This is a genomic window from Streptomyces sp. NPDC058683, from assembly GCF_042716195.1.
Taxonomy (GTDB): Bacteria; Actinomycetota; Actinomycetes; order Streptomycetales; family Streptomycetaceae; genus Streptomyces.
In genome coordinates, this window is the sequence record NZ_JBHXSK010000013.1 from 21,939 (window position 1) to 34,770 (window position 12,832).

Annotated in this window: 13 protein-coding genes; 7 read left to right on the forward strand and 6 right to left on the reverse strand. The window is 71.5% G+C overall.

What is annotated here, in order from left to right:
- Positions 1-6: 6 nt before the first annotated feature.
- A complete protein-coding gene (locus tag ACFWXC_RS15910) occupies positions 7-1,242 on the reverse strand; it encodes a hypothetical protein (protein WP_384478993.1) in 1,236 nt (411 codons plus the stop codon).
- Complete coding sequence (locus ACFWXC_RS15915; protein WP_384478995.1) at positions 1,239-2,444, reverse strand: HesA/MoeB/ThiF family protein; 1,206 nt, start codon at positions 2,442-2,444, stop codon at positions 1,239-1,241. Before ACFWXC_RS15915 ends, ACFWXC_RS15910 begins: the two co-directional genes overlap by 4 nt.
- A 221-nt stretch (positions 2,445-2,665) precedes the next feature.
- Here ACFWXC_RS15915 and ACFWXC_RS15920 point away from each other — a divergent pair, with 221 nt between their 5' ends.
- Positions 2,666-4,027 carry a M14 family zinc carboxypeptidase gene (locus ACFWXC_RS15920; RefSeq protein ID WP_384479314.1) on the forward strand — a complete coding sequence of 454 codons (1,362 nt, stop codon included), beginning with the start codon at positions 2,666-2,668 and terminating at the stop codon, positions 4,025-4,027.
- A 229-nt stretch (positions 4,028-4,256) separates the two neighbouring features.
- Here the strand turns inward: ACFWXC_RS15920 and ACFWXC_RS15925 are convergent, their stop codons facing one another.
- On the reverse strand, positions 4,257-4,709 hold the full coding sequence (locus ACFWXC_RS15925; RefSeq protein ID WP_384478997.1) for a MarR family winged helix-turn-helix transcriptional regulator: 453 nt from the start codon (positions 4,707-4,709) through the stop codon (positions 4,257-4,259).
- Between the two features lie 178 nt (positions 4,710-4,887).
- Between ACFWXC_RS15925 and ACFWXC_RS15930 the strand changes: the two genes are divergently transcribed.
- The 6 genes from ACFWXC_RS15930 to ACFWXC_RS15955 all read left to right on the forward strand — a co-directional run bounded on the left by ACFWXC_RS15930 (position 4,888) and on the right by ACFWXC_RS15955 (position 10,172).
- Positions 4,888-5,622 carry an acetoacetate decarboxylase gene (locus ACFWXC_RS15930; RefSeq protein WP_384478998.1) on the forward strand — a complete coding sequence of 245 codons (735 nt, stop codon included), beginning with the start codon at positions 4,888-4,890 and terminating at the stop codon, positions 5,620-5,622.
- A 64-nt stretch (positions 5,623-5,686) separates the two neighbouring features.
- Positions 5,687-6,640: a 3-hydroxyacyl-CoA dehydrogenase NAD-binding domain-containing protein gene (locus tag ACFWXC_RS15935; protein WP_384479000.1), complete on the forward strand. Its 954-nt coding sequence runs from the start codon at positions 5,687-5,689 to the stop codon at positions 6,638-6,640.
- Positions 6,641-6,693: 53 nt separating this feature from the next.
- Entirely contained in the window at positions 6,694-8,223 is a 1,530-nt protein-coding gene (locus tag ACFWXC_RS15940; RefSeq protein ID WP_384479002.1) for a CoA transferase, read from the forward strand.
- Positions 8,224-8,613: 390 nt separating this feature from the next.
- Complete coding sequence (locus tag ACFWXC_RS15945; protein WP_384479004.1) at positions 8,614-9,195, forward strand: Uma2 family endonuclease; 582 nt, start codon at positions 8,614-8,616, stop codon at positions 9,193-9,195.
- Positions 9,196-9,492: 297 nt separating this feature from the next.
- A complete protein-coding gene (locus ACFWXC_RS15950; protein WP_014048106.1) occupies positions 9,493-9,768 on the forward strand; it encodes a hypothetical protein in 276 nt (91 codons plus the stop codon).
- Entirely contained in the window at positions 9,765-10,172 is a 408-nt protein-coding gene (locus tag ACFWXC_RS15955) for a PIN domain-containing protein (protein ID WP_384479005.1), read from the forward strand. The genes ACFWXC_RS15950 and ACFWXC_RS15955 overlap by 4 nt, the downstream gene beginning before the upstream one ends.
- A 226-nt stretch (positions 10,173-10,398) precedes the next feature.
- Here ACFWXC_RS15955 and ACFWXC_RS15960 read toward each other — a convergent pair whose 3' ends face one another.
- Genes ACFWXC_RS15960 through ACFWXC_RS15970 form a run of 3 tightly spaced genes read right to left on the reverse strand, consistent with a single transcriptional unit; the run spans position 10,399 to position 12,687 of the window.
- Positions 10,399-11,880: a ThiF family adenylyltransferase gene (locus ACFWXC_RS15960; protein WP_384479006.1), complete on the reverse strand. Its 1,482-nt coding sequence runs from the start codon at positions 11,878-11,880 to the stop codon at positions 10,399-10,401.
- Positions 11,870-12,370 (reverse strand): hypothetical protein, encoded by a 501-nt coding sequence (locus tag ACFWXC_RS15965; protein ID WP_384479008.1) that lies wholly within the window; start codon positions 12,368-12,370, stop codon positions 11,870-11,872. Before ACFWXC_RS15965 ends, ACFWXC_RS15960 begins: the two co-directional genes overlap by 11 nt.
- Positions 12,367-12,687: a hypothetical protein gene (locus ACFWXC_RS15970; RefSeq protein WP_384479010.1), complete on the reverse strand. Its 321-nt coding sequence runs from the start codon at positions 12,685-12,687 to the stop codon at positions 12,367-12,369. Before ACFWXC_RS15970 ends, ACFWXC_RS15965 begins: the two co-directional genes overlap by 4 nt.
- Positions 12,688-12,832: the final 145 nt, after the last annotated feature.

Genomic DNA, 12,832 nt, shown 5'->3' on the forward strand with positions numbered 1-12,832 from the left:
TCGTGCTCAGGTTGCTGTCGCGGACCCGCGTGCCCGGCGGTTGCGCCAGCGGGTCACCAGCCACAGGACGTTGACTCCGCCGAGGGTGACCAGCACGGCCACGGAGTCGGCGGTGCGCGCGAGGCCCTGGTCCGCGCCCAGTCCCCGGGCCGCGCGGACCAGCAGGGTGAGGTCGGCGGGAAGGGTGACGGCGGCCATGAACGCCAGGCAGGCCACCGTGCCGGCCACGAGGACGACGCTGTAGAGGCGGACGGCCCGGCGCTCGTGCGGGGGCAGCCGGGTGCTCGGGTCACCGGCTCCGGCGCGGCCGCGGGCGCGCAGCAGGCGCCGGAACCGGTAGCGGGCGTACGCGAGACCGTCGCCGTACAGGTTCCGGCAGCCGGTGACGTCCTGGAGGACGAAGTAGAGGTCCGTGCGCGTGAACACCATGCACTGGAAGGGCAGGGGCAGCAGGGCGAGCAGCAGGCCCGCGGCGAGCACCCGGTGGGCCGTCGTCCCGGTGTCCGTCACGGCGAGGACCAGGACCAGGGCCGAGGCGACGGACAGGTTGAGGGCGATACCGGCCAGGTAGGCCGTCAGCCGCTGGCGGCGGGGCGCGAGTTCGATGCCGCTGATGTCGGTCTGCATGACGAGGAACTGCAGCCGGGTGCCCAGCCGCATCCTCCCCGGCACGCCCGCGGCCCGTGCGGTGACCAGGTGCGCCAGCTCATGGGCGAACAGCAGCGCCCACCCGGCCGCCGCCCCGGTGAGCAGGACCAGGCTGCCGTGCGGGCTCCACAGCAGGTCGCGGTAGCCGGGGACCAGGTCCGGACGGCGGACCAGGACGGCGACGGCGGCCGTCAGCAGTACCGCGACGAGCACCGCGAGTGCCGGGTGCAGGGCGAACCGGACGGCGCGGGGCCGCAGCCACGGCAGGGACGCGCGCGGCGGTACGGCGTCCGGAACCGGGCGGTCCCCGATCCGCGCCACGAACCCCAGGGCGGCCAGGTCCCTGACGAAGTCCGTGATGTCGAGTTCCTCGCCGGTCTCCGCGCGCAGCAGTTCCGCCGTGCGGGCCACGCTCAGCCCCTGGCCGAGGAGTTCCACCGCACGGGCCCCGGCCGCGGGCAGGGCGACGAAGGTCCGGGTGGCCATGCGGCCCACGATCCACTCGTCCCGGTCCCGCCGTATCCCGAGGTCGTGCAGCAGGACCCGGGTCGACGGCTCGATCCGGGGCCGGTCCGTCGCCGCGGTGTCCGTCACGTCAGGTCCCCGGTGGTCAGGTCCCCGACCGTCCGGGCCGCGCGGGCAGTGCCGCAGGCGGGGCAGTCGGGGCGGCGCTCCGAGCGTTGCATCACGGGGTCGCCGGGGACCATGAGGTTGAGGCCGAACCGGCATCCGGGGTCGACCGGCGGAATCCCGCACAGCAGCATCAGCGCGGCATGGGCCAGCAGGCTGCCGGACAGGCCCGCGGTCACGGCGTTGACCGGGTTCCACGGCATCCGGGGTGAGGCGACCTCCTCGTCCTGGCCGGGCGCGAGCCGCAGGTCGCGCCGCTCGATCTCGGCGCTGCGCAGACACTCCCAGCACGCGCCCCGGCCGGGCCTGAACACCCCGACGCTCACCAGCGGACCGCGGTAGCCGGCCTCGGCCCATGCGGTGCCGGTGGCCAGACAGACCTGGTTGGCCCACCTGCGGATCACGGCGGGGCGGTCGGCGGCCAGGAGGAGCACGTCGTACCCCGCGCCGCCGCCGGAGCCGCCGACGCCCCCGGGGTCAGCGGCCAGCAGGTCTTCGAGATCCGCCGGCCCGTGCACCTCGCGGCGTTCGCCCGTGACCGTCGTGTCCGAGTTCAGGGCGTGCAGCGCCGTCAGCGCCGCGTCGATCTTCGGCGTACCGAGGTCGCGCTCGCCGAAGAGCGTCTGCCGGTTGAGGTTGGACAGTTCGACGACGTCCGGTTCGACGCAGTGCAGCCGTCCCACCCCGGAGGCCACCAGGTCCCGCGCGGCGGCTCCGCCGGTACCGCCGACCCCGACCAGCAGCACCCGGGCCCGGCGCAGCCGCAGCTGCGGTTCCCAGGCGCTCTCCCGGGGCCGGAGGTCCATCCAGCGCAGCAGGGTCATGCCCCTGCCGTACCGCTCGCGTTCCCGCTCGGACAGCTCCGCCGGCGGCACGGCACCGGCGTCCTCCACATACCCGGCCATGGTCAGGTCCGTGATCGCCTGAGCGATGTCCGGGTCCGGCAGCCGCAGGTCCGGGTGGCGGCGGGACACCTCGGCGACGACGTCCGCGGCGCTCCGGGTGCCGTCCATGGCCTCGACCAGCGTCCACACCCAGCCGTCGGGATCCGTGACCTCGGCACCGATGCCGTGCACGACACTCCCGATCCGCACATGGCCGTCGACGGTCCGGTAGGCCCGGTGTTCCGGCTTGATCCGAGGCCGCCGCATCGCGGGCACCGTCATCTTCGCGCCAATCTCGTGAGCGCCAACTCGCCGGTGGGCAAAGGACGTTGACAAGATTTACCGATTCGGCCAACTCTGGCAAGAGCACGACAACGATGACACGTCACGGCCACCACCGGGAGGACATCGCATGCCGAACAAGATCGAGATCCGGCCGCTGGACAAGAAGGAGACCACCGGCGACAGCGGTGGCAACGGCGGCAGCTGATCGGACGCCGATGCTGGACCGTTACCTCACGGTCGCGGAAGTCACCGACTCGGCACGGCAGCTGGTCTCCCGGTTCCCCGGGACCGGCCGGCTGCGCCGGATCGGCACGTCCCGGGCCGGCCGCCCGATCCTGATGCTGTCCGTGGGACACGGTCCGCACCACGTCCTGGTGGTCGCCCGGCCGCACCCCGACGAGCCGGTCGGCGGCACCACCGCGATCGCCCTCGCGGAGCAGGTCGCGAGCGCCCTGGCGGAGCGGGGGGCGCGCGGCCCGGCGGAGCCGGTGGCGCGCGGCCGCCGGCCGTCCACGGCCACCGGTTCGTCCGCGGTGACCGATCCGTCCCTCGTCACCTGGGACATCGTCCTGTGCCTGGACCCGGACGGCGCCGCGCTGAGCCAGGGCATCGAAGAGGCGACGGCCGGATCCTGCCCCACCCTGGCCGGCTACTACCGTGCCGCCTACCGCCCGGTCGCGGCGGAGCAGCCGGAGTGGGCGCCCATCGAATCCCGGCACCTCCCGGAGAGCCAGGCGCTGTTCGACGTCATCGAAGAACTGCGGCCGGTCCTCCAGTGCTCCCTGCACAACGTCGAAGCGGGCGGCACCTGGGTCCAGTTGACCCGCGACCTCCCCCGACTCGTGGCGCCGTTCCAGAAGTCCGCCGCCGAGCTGGCCATCCCGGTCCAGTCCGGCACGTTCGACGCCCTGTACTGGGAGAACCCCGGCCCCGGCGTCTACGTCCTGCCGCCGCCGGAGAGCGCGGCCCGCCTGGCGGCCGGGTCCGAGAACATCGGGTTGTCCACATGGTGCGCACCCGCGCGGTACGGCGGGGTCACGGCGATCATCGAGGTGCCCCTGTGGGCGACCGACCTGGCCGACGACCCGTCCCCGCGCCCGGACGCCGGTGCCGTACTGCGCGACCTGGCCGGGCTGGTACGGGACGGCGGACGCCAGGTGACCGCCGTCCTCGACAAGGCCCGCCCCTTCCTGCCGCCGGCCCGGGACAGCGCGCCCAGACGCGTCCTGGAGTGGATGGCCGACGGTCTCTACGACCTGGTCGCCGGCTCCTGGGAACCGCTCGCCCGGCAGGCGGCCGACGGTCCGCCGGGGTTGACGACGGCCCAGGTCTGCGCCCTGGACATCGTGGCCCGCCGCCAGCCGCTGCGCGCCGCGGGCCTGCTGCTACGACTGCTGGAGGCGGCGGACGACACCGCCGCGCCGGGGCTGCACCGCGATCTGGACGACCTCTTCACCACCTGGTGCACGGACTTCGAGGAGACCCTGCGACTGCGCCGGGTGCCCGTGCGCCAACAGGTCGCCCACCAGACACGCACGGTCCTGGCGGCCGCCGAGAGCGCACTGACCACCCTCCGGTGAGAAGGCCCCGGGCCGAGGTCAGGGCAGGTCGAACGCAGGGGCGGCCACCCTCCGGGCAGGCTCGGCCGCAGCCGGGACCCCGGGGGGCGGGCCTCGGCACCGCCGTCCACGTCACCCTGCCCAACACCCACTGCCCGGCCGGAACCGCGCGGATGCGCGGCTTCGCCTCCGCCGTCGTCGTCCGCTCCGGCCGTGACGGTCGGCGCGCGATCCCCGGTCCGGGCGCCCTTCAGCGGCCGGGTGCGTCCGGGGCGACCGCGGAGGCGGCGGTGTTGTAGCGGGCGAGGAGGCCGCGCAGGGCCTGGACCTCCTCCGCGGCCCAGCCCTCGGTGCGGGTGTCGACCTCCCGGTACATCAGGGCGTCGGCGCGGGCGAGGAGTTCCCGGCCGTGGTCACTGGGGCGCAGCAGCTGGGCTCGGTGGTCGTGCGGGTCGGCCTCGCGAACCACCAGGCCGGCGCGTTGCAGGGCGGCGACCTGGCGGCTGATCGTGGACTTGTTGAGGCCGTAGAGGCCGACCAGGTCCGCCGCGCGAGCCCCGTCGCGCGCGTCCATCTCGGACAGCAGGGAGTAGTCGACGAAGCTCAGTTCCGGGTGGAGCCGTTCGGCGTTGCCCCGGAAGCGCCGGGAGAGAGTCACCAGCTCGCGGACCAGTCCCCGGAGCTCTGTGTCGTCGTCGGCCACGTGTGCGTCCCTTCGCTACGGCCCGGGCTCCCGCCTCGGAGTTTCATTTTGCAACAGACGGCGGACGGTTCTACAGTGACTGTGTTGCATTTTGCAACTCAGATCGACAGGTGCACAACGTTTAGTCCCCTTAATGTCGTTTTGTCAGTCATGGGGACGTGAGAGGCGGGCGAGAGCCATGCGAGTCGAGGACGTCGTCCACGCACCGAGCACACCGCTGGACGCCCCGGCCTTCCCGGCGGGTCCGTACCGGTTCACCGACCGCGAGTATCTGAACATCACCTACCGGACGGATCCCGGGGCCCTGGAGCGGGTCGTGCCGGAGCCGCTGCGGGTGACGGAGCCGCTGGTGCGCTTCGAGGTCATGCGGATGCCGGACGTCACCGGACTGGGCGACTACACGGAGTCGGGCCAGCTCGCCGTCGTCGAGTACGAGGGCGAGCTGGGCGAGTACAGCCTGTCGATGTACGTGGACAACTTCCCCGCGATCGCCAGCGGCCGGGAGATCGGCGCCTTCCCGAAGAAGCTCGGCCGGCCCCGGCTCTACGTCGACCAGGACACTCTCGTCGGCACCCTGGACTACGGCTCGCTGCCCGTCGCCCGCGCGACGATGGGCTACAAGCACCGCCCGCTGGCCGCAGAGAAGGCCCGCGAGGAGCTGACGCTGCCGACGTTCATGCTCAAGAAACTTCCGCACTACGACGGTTCGCCGCGCATCTGCGAACTCGTCCGGACCCAGATCGGCGACCTCACGGTCAAGGGCGCCTGGAGCGGGCCCGCCCGGCTGCAACTGCTGGCCCACGCGCTGGCCCCGCTTGCCGACCTGCCGGTCCTGGAGATCGTCTCCGCCTCGCACATCCTCACCGACCTGACCCTGGGCCGCGCCCGGGTCGTCCACGACTACCTGGCCTGACCGTCTCCCCCTCTCTCCCCCGCAGATCCCCCCACGCCGAGTCGAAGAAGAGCAGGTGTCCCGCATGTCCGAGAACGACAGCATCGCCGGAATCCGCAAGGTCACCGTGGTCGGGGGAGGCGTCATCGGTGCCTCCTGGGCGGCGCTGTTCCTGGCCCGCGGCCTGTCCGTCACCGTCAGCGACCCGCAGCCCGGCGTCGACGAGGCCGTGCGCACGTACGTCGGGCAGGCCACGCCCGCGTTGCAGGCGCTCGGGCTGGACACCTCGGCGCTCACCGCGCGGCTGTCCTTCGAGCCGGACCTGGCCGCCGCCGTCCGCGAGGCGGACCTGGTGCAGGAGAACGGCCCGGAGCGGCTGGAGGTCAAGCACGAGATCTGGCACACCATCGAGAGCAGCGCACCGGCCGGTGCCCTGTTCGCCACCTCGACCTCGGGCATCCCCGCGACCGAGATCGCCACCGCCCTCAGGGACCCGTCCCGGCTCGTCGTCGGGCACCCCTTCAACCCGCCGCATCTGGTGCCGCTGGTGGAGGTCGTTCCGGGCGAGCGGACCTCGGCGGAGACGGTCGAACGCGCCCGCGCCTTCTACCGCGGCCTCGGCAAGCAGCCGCAGGTGCTGCGCAAGGAGGTGCCCGGCTTCGTCGCCAACCGGCTGCAGTCGGCGATCTTCCGCGAGTGTGTGCACCTGGTGAGCGAGGGCGTCGTCACCATGCAGGAGCTCGACGACATCGTCACCTCGTCCATCGGCCAGCGCTGGGCCGTCGCCGGGCCCTTCCGCTCCTTCCACCTCGGCGGCGGGGAGGGCGGACTGACGCACTTCATGGACCATCTGGGCATCGGCATGGAGCGGCGCTGGGCCGACATGGTCCAGGAGAAAGTGGCCTTCGACGAGCCCACCAGGCGGTTGCTGACCGAGCAGGTCAAGGACTTCGGCGGCACCGTCGACGAACTCGCCGCCGAGCGCGACCGCAGGCAGATCGCCCTGATGCGCGCGCTCGGCGAGACCTTCGACGCCTGACCCGCACCCGCCCGCACCGCCGGGCGCCCCCCACCACAGAGATTGCAGAATCCATGAGCGCCGAAGAACTCACCGACCGCATCCAGCAGACCCTCGCCGCCCCGTCCACCACGGACGACGGCTTCGACATCCACCAGGCCCTGCGCGAGGTCCTCTCCTCGGCCGGCCTCCACCCCGAGGACAGCGGCGGAGAGATCACCTTCATCGGCGCCGACCCCGTGGTGCCCAGTGTCATGCGCCTGGGCGCCGTCCCCGCCCTGGGCATGACCGCCAAGTCCGTCGCGCTGGCCGCGCTGTGGCGCCGGCGCACCGGCGAGGGCCAGGACATCACCATGGACCTGCGCAAGGCCCCGCACCGGCTGTGCCCCTTCTACGACAAGAAGTGGGAGCTCCTCAACGGCTATCCCGGCGGCACGCCCTCGGACCCGGCCAACCCGCTCGGTTTCGACTTCTACCGGACGCGCGACGACCGCTGGGTCATGCCGCTCAACCCCTACCCGAAGATCAAGAACGCCGTCTACAAGCTGCTCCGCACCTGGCCCGAGAAGCAGGCCGTCGCGGACGCCGTCTCCAAGTGGAACGCCGCCGACCTGGAGCAGGCGGGCGACGAGATCGGCGTGGTGATGCCCATGCTGCGCACCACCGAGGAGTTTCTCCGCGAGCCCGCCTACGAGTACATCGCGCAGCAGCCGCTGATCAAGATCGAGAAGATCGCCGACAGCGAGCCCGAACCCCTGTCCGCCGCGGCCGCCCAGCCGCTCTCCGGCGTGCGCGCCCTGGGCATGGGCCACATCATCGCCGGCGCCGGAGTCGGCCGGGACCTGGCCCAGCACGGCGCCGACGTGCTGAACGTCTGGCGGCCGAACGAGCTGGAGCACGACTCCACCTACAACACCGCCAACGTCGGCGTCCGTTCGACCACCATCGACCCCTACGGCGCCGAGGGGCAGGCCAGGATCCGCGAACTCCTGCGCGGAGCCGACGTCTTCTATGCCAACCGCCGCCCCGGCTACCTGGAGAAGATCGGCCTCGGCGCCGAGGAGGCGGCGGCCGTCCGGCCCGGCATCATCCACGTCAGCATCACCCTCGCCGGAGAGACCGGCCCCTGGGCCCACCGCGTCGGCTTCGACCAGACCGCGGGCGCGCTCAGCGGCATCATGCTCATGGAGGGCGAGGACGGCATCGCGGCCCGGCCGACCAGCACACCGGCCCTGCCGTACATCAGCGTCGTCAACGACTACGTGCTCTCCTGGCTGGCCACCACCGGCGTGCTCGCCGCGCTGATGCGCCGCGCCACCGACGGCGGCAGCTACCGCGTCACCCTCAACCTCACCCGCATCGCCACCTGGATCCTCAGCCTCGGCGTCTTCGACCGCGCCTACGCCCACGCGACCGCCCTCGACCCCGACCCCGGCTCCCCGCACGCCTACCTCGACCCCGACACCTTCACCGCCGACACCCCCTGCGGCCACTACCAGGGCGTCACCGACCAGATCGTCATGTCCCGCACCCCCGGCCACTTCCGCGACATCCTCCTCCCCCGCGGCAGCAGCGCCCCCCTGTGGCTCCCCCAGCACAGCTGAGCACGCAGCGCCCTCACCCACAGGCAGCGACAACCGCTCGCGTCCGCGGCCACGGATGACGTGCCGGTGAGGATCTCGCCCGTCCGGCCGATCAGCGCCCGCGAGACGTCGCGGAGGGAGGCGCAGCCGTCCCGTGTCTCCCGCCCGTCGCGGACCCGAGGCCGGCGACGGCCAACTGCCGCGTGCCGCCCGCCCGTGCGCACCAGTCGCCGGCCGGGGACACCTGACGCACCGTCGCGGCCCGGTTCCTCGACGAACCTCACGCGATGCCCCCACAGGCCGCATCTGGCGAGTCGGGGGCGATCAGTTCTCGGTCTGACACGTTGATGCCGGCCAGGGCGTTCTCGTACGTTTTTGGCCCCCGCCTCGCCGGATCGCTACGGTTGAGCCGTGACCGCACTGCCCGACTGGATGCGCCCGCCGCGCGCGGAAGGCTGGTTCGCGGAGGACCTGGACCGCCTCCCCGAGGCACCCCGCCACACCGAGCTGATCGACGGAGCCCTCGTCTTCATGGTGTCGCCCCAGCGGTGGTGGCGCGGCCACCTAGTCACCATGCTCACCGTCGCGCTCATGGAGCAGGCTCCCGCCGATGTCAGGGTCGGCCGCGAGATGACCATCAAGCTGGACGAGCGAAACCGGACCGAGCCGGATCTGCTGTTGACGACCGCCGACTACGACGGTGACCGCACCTGGTTCGCACCGGAAGAGGTACGACTCGTCATCGAAGTCGTCTCACCCGAGTCCGCGCACCGGGACCGCACGGTCAAGCTCCGTAAGTACGCGGAGGCGGGCATCCCGCACTACTGGTGCATCGACGACGAAGGCGGCGCCCCTGTCGTGCACGCCTACGAACTCGACGAGCCGACTGGCGCCTACGCACCCGCGGGCATCTTCCGGGGCACTCTGAAGCGCCCGGTGCCTTTCGAGATCAGCCTGGATCTCGACAAGCTCACCCCGCCGCGGGGCAACTAGAAGTCAGCACCGAATCAGCTCGGGAACACCGAAGGGGCCAGGCTCCCCAGAGCCCGGCCCCTTCTGGTCTGCACACTTGACGAAGCACCTAGCGTGAAGTAGCGAACCGATCACACATTGAACCGGAACTCCACCACAACTGCCCTGACCTGCGGAAACGCAGGCGCATCCCAGTACCATCTCAGCACGGGATTCTCGACAAAGTACAAGAAGATCCAGGACGCCAAGACTATGCGCCAAGAATGCAGACCGCACAGGACCTCGGCTCTGTAATAGTTCCTGTACTAGACTGACCCTATGAAGTCACCCCGCCCCGGCGGGACGGAGAACATCTCCGTCTCGATGCCCTCGGAACTCCTCGGTGCTCTGCGCACACGTACCGGCAAGCGCGGGGTGTCCGCGTACGTGACGGCGGCGGTCCGGCATCAGCTCGCCATGGACGGCCTCGCCGAGATCGTGGCCGCCTACGAAGCCGAGCACGAGCCGCTGAGCGAGGCCGAAGTCCAGGCCGCGCAGAGCGAATTGTTTGGTGATGCACCGGCACCCTACGCGTCGAACGACAGCGCCGCGTGAAGGAGCCCGCGACCAGGTCCCTGGTGCTCGACTCCCAGGCGCTGTCGCTGCTGCTGCGTAACGACCGCCAGATGATCACCCGGATCGAGGCCGCTCGGCGCGTAGGCGTGCCCGTCCTCGTGTCGGCCCTGACGGTGGTGGAGGCCGTTTACGGGAAGACGGATACCGCCCGGCTGCGCTGGCTGCTCTCCCGCCTTCAGGTCCAAGACGTCACCCAGGCAGACAGCCTCAAGGCGGTCCAGCTGCTGAGCGACGCCGGCGGCCTACACGGCCACAAGTACGCCATTGATGCCCTCGTCGCCGCGATGGCGCTTCGCTCCCCGGCACCTGTCCTCGTACTGACCTCGGATCGCGACGACTGGTCGAAACTGTGCGGTGATCGCGTACAGATCAAGGACGTCTGACATCTGCCCACATCACGGCGGGACAGCAGCACAGGGCTGGCGACGCTGCGGCCATTTCACGCGGGGCAATGCCTCTGGATATTTCTGAAGCCGGGTGCACCTCCTGGCAGAGCGCCCATGCGGAGGCACGGCGTTCGCTGCAAGGTGGTTCCTGGGTGCAGTCAACTCCGGACACGGAAACCGCATCCCCTCACTTCACGACTTTGCGACCGGCTGCGGCGAGGCGTCAACAGCGGGTGCGTCGGGCTTCTCGGATGAGGCTGATGAGAGCAGCGTCCTGCTGGCACACGCACCCGGGGGTGGGAAGCCGGTGGTCGATCATCTGGTCGGGCCGGGGGCCGAAGCAGGTGTCGTACTCGATGCGTCGTGGAGGCCCGCTGACCAGGCCCGTGCTGCGTGCGATCCAGGCGCCGACGACCAGGCAGGCGGCCTGCTGAGCCACGAACGCGGCCGAAGGACGGAACCCGTCGTCCGTTCCACCGGACAACTCGGCCGAGTTGATCAGCCCGCACACCGGCCGTCCGAGGAACTGCCCGACGAGCTCCAGATGTTGATTGCCCAGGCCTTCCAGATCTCGTTCTGTCAGTGGCTCCTGCCCGCGGGCGATTCGGGACAGCGGGAGCCCGGTCAGTTCGTGCAGTCGTTGTTCCGCGTTCTTCCCGGCGTGGTTGGCCTTGAAGTAGCAGCGCAGGCAGGGGCCGGTGGGCAGTGCCTCGTGCAGGGCGACGGTGGTGCCGACCGGGCCGCCGGTGCTGCCGTCCAGGGTGAGATCGGCATGCAGTCGCTGCAGGTCGTGCCGGGCCCCGACGCTGTCCAGTCCGCCGAGGACGATCCGGGGCCACGGCAGGGTGCCCGCATCGACGGCCTCGATCGACGCTTGGATTGTCCCGTGGAACGGGGTCACCTCGATCCGCCGTAGGTGTGTGTCGATCAACCGGACCTTCGGTAGGCCTGCAGCCGCGTCGGCCAGGGTGCCGATGCTGTACGAGGTGACGTTCGGTTTCTCGAAGACCTCCTTGTCCACCACCGTCAACTCGCCGGAGACCCGCAGCAGGTCCAGGACCAGGGCGATGCCGGTGCCGATCGCACCGCCCCCGCCCAGCAGCACCTGCTCCAGCGCAGGCAGCGGGGCGACGACGGTCCCGGGTTGCTCACCGGGAAGGACGGGGCAGAAGTCCACCACCGGGGTCACCTGGAACTTCCCCTCCGGCAGCCCGGCAACGACCTTGAACGCCTCGCCGGCAAGCATCGCCGCCGTGAGAACAGCACCCAGCCCGGTGCCGGGCGCGTTGAGCCGGGGGAAAGGATGACCGGTGTGCCGCAGACGGACGCCGTGCCCGTCCGGCGCACCGGCCACCGCAGTACCCGGCGGTGGTGCGGTTCCCACGTGCAGATGCAGCGGCGCCTTGTCCTGGGCCTCGCCGATGCGAAGCGGCCGGTCCGGATCGATCCTGGTCGCCGTTTCCACGAGCCTGCGGAGGAGTTCGTCGTCGAGCCGTCCCGGTCCGCTGCCGGGGTCCAGCATCAGCCGGACCGGCCACCGGCGCAGGTCCGCCACCAGTACTTCGAGAGTCTCGGCGGCCGCAGGCAGGTGCGCGTCCGCGGTCAGGTAGATCAGGGTGTCCTCCATCCGCTCCCGCAGGGTGACCTCTTCCACGCCGGCGGCCAGGCCGCCCAGGCGGACGCTGCGGCTGTAGTCAGTACTCACGGACACCCTCCTCGTCGAACACCACCGTGCGCACCGGGGGCAGCGCCGGGTCGACAGCCCAAGCGGTGCAGGGCACCCAGTCCTGCTCGAAGCGCCACCACCCCCACGACGCCGGGTCGGCGGGCGGCGCCGCGTAGGCTGGGACGACAGCGCTGACGAACCCCGGCACCCGCAACGAGTACGCGCGGTCGGTCCGCGACAGGAAAGCCGCCCCGGGGTGCGAATGGATCATCGCCCGCACCCGGTAGGACCGTTCCTCGGCGAAGGTGAACAGCCGGTCGTACGCAACCGCACTCACCGTGAACAGACCCGGACCCCGCACGATCCCCGCCGTCCCGGCCACCGCCACGACCCGCAAGCGCATGTCCGACTGCCCGGTCAGCAGCAGCGCGCCGGTCTCCTGGTCGGCCAGCCCGTGGCACCGAATCTCCTGGAGCACCGGGTCGACAGCGCCGGCCGGCAGCACCAGCTTCCTCGTGTCGGTGGTCATCCGGCACGCCTCCCCGCAACGCGATCGATGTCGTCCTGCACGTTCTCCACCACGTACAGGAAGGGATTGCCGGTGCTCCGCCAGGAGTGCGGCCCGCTGCTCCACTCGGGGTGGAGCCCCTGGCCTTCGGCCGTGAACGGCTTGCACACGTCGTTGGAGCCGTAGCGGTAGCCATTCGCTTCCGGCCAGGCACTGGGCGCTCCGACTCCGGATGCGCCGATCGACTCGACGAAGACGAGGGAGGGCGGCCGGTCCGGGTAGACCGTCCACTCGATCCGGGCGATGAACGCCGCGCGCTCACCGTTGTTTGGATGCACCTCGGCCCAGAACAGGCCGTCGGGGTCCTGGTCGCGGTGGTGGAGGCGGCCGGGGGGGGGGGGGGGGGGAACACCCGCCCCCCGGCCGGCCCGCCCCCCCCCCCCACCCCGCGCCCACAACACCCCCGAGACCCGCCCGCGAGGC

Bases quoted from the DNA above. Each gene is read 5' to 3' on its own strand.
- ACFWXC_RS15950 (WP_014048106.1), top strand. From the start codon at position 9,493: ATGAAGTCACCCCGCCCCGGCGGGACGGAGAACATCTCCGTCTCGATG.
- ACFWXC_RS15935 (WP_384479000.1), top strand. From the start codon at position 5,687: ATGTCCGAGAACGACAGCATCGCCGGAATCCGCAAGGTCACCGTGGTC.
- ACFWXC_RS15965 (WP_384479008.1), bottom strand. From the start codon at position 12,370: ATGACCACCGACACGAGGAAGCTGGTGCTGCCGGCCGGCGCTGTCGAC.
- ACFWXC_RS15940 (WP_384479002.1), top strand. From the start codon at position 6,694: ATGAGCGCCGAAGAACTCACCGACCGCATCCAGCAGACCCTCGCCGCC.
- ACFWXC_RS15930 (WP_384478998.1), top strand. From the start codon at position 4,888: ATGCGAGTCGAGGACGTCGTCCACGCACCGAGCACACCGCTGGACGCC.
- ACFWXC_RS15915 (WP_384478995.1), bottom strand. From the start codon at position 2,444: ATGACGGTGCCCGCGATGCGGCGGCCTCGGATCAAGCCGGAACACCGG.